The organism is Pseudomonas sp. AFG_SD02_1510_Pfu_092 (assembly GCF_003331055.1).
In the GTDB taxonomy this organism is placed as follows: Bacteria; Pseudomonadota; Gammaproteobacteria; order Pseudomonadales; family Pseudomonadaceae; genus Aquipseudomonas.
The window spans coordinates 1-932 of sequence record NZ_PUQD01000129.1 but is presented as its reverse complement, the minus strand read 5'-3'; the positions used below and the strand labels follow the sequence as shown (position 1 = coordinate 932).

Annotated in this window: 2 pseudogenes; both read left to right on the top strand. The window is 49.4% G+C overall.

Annotated elements, in window-relative coordinates:
* Window positions 1–416 (top strand): annotated as a pseudogene (locus C6A77_RS25140) (hypothetical protein); the annotation flags it as partial.
* A gap of 1 nt (window position 417) precedes the next feature.
* Window positions 418–932 (top strand): annotated as a pseudogene (locus C6A77_RS25630) (hypothetical protein); the annotation flags it as partial.

Here is a 932-nt window from a genome sequence, read left to right as displayed (position 1 = left end):
CCCCTTCGATGACGGTACGAAATCCGACGACGCAGGAGATGCGGCATCACATCGATGGGCTGAAAGGGACGGCGCCGCTGGAAGAGGTGCAGTTCGAGGCGGGAACGTTGTTGGTGATCGAGGTGAAGACGACGCTGGGGAAGAGCAAGACGCCTGGTTTTATTAGTACACAGAAAAGAGGAGGTAAAGCCAACCTTGAGCGTATTCAGGACCTAATTCGCAGAAAACGACAAGGTTGGGGAGAAAGCCTGTCTAAGATTGATCCCGCCTTTACAGCAAAGCACCAGGCAATCGAGGACAGTCTGGATTCGCGAAAAGTCTCATTTCTCCATGCGCAAGTATTCTTTGATTCGAAAGGTCATCTAAACACCATTGCCGGACACCGAAACGGAATACAAATCAATTTCTGGAATTAACATGAGTAACCAGACAAAAGACCGACTCAAGATCAGCTTAAGAAAGATAAATGATTGGGCAGCTGAAAGTTTATACGTAAGGTGCGACATGCTGACCACTTACATCATGACTGGCGAAGTGATCGGTATCGCTTGCAATCAAATTTTCAGAACCGGCATGAACAATGTTGGACAAGGTTTACAGCTCGCGCCACAACACCCCTACGGGCCAGCATCATTGGATTTCATTTCTGGCATTACGCAAATGCTAGTCGCTGAAGCCATCCAGATAAAAAAACGTGAGGGCACTAAAGAGATCGCTACGGGCGATCTAGACGGAATCACTCAGCTCATTTTATGCGCAGTGGCAATTGGCCAATTCAAACTGATTCAGCCCTTTTATCAGGCTGTTTTTGCGGGCATTCATAATGGTTATGGTGTCAGCGATGGCCACAACCTACCCATTGGCACCACCCTACGCTACGCCGCCTTCGGCCTGACCATCATCGGCGACTGGCTGGGCAAACCCCTCGACCT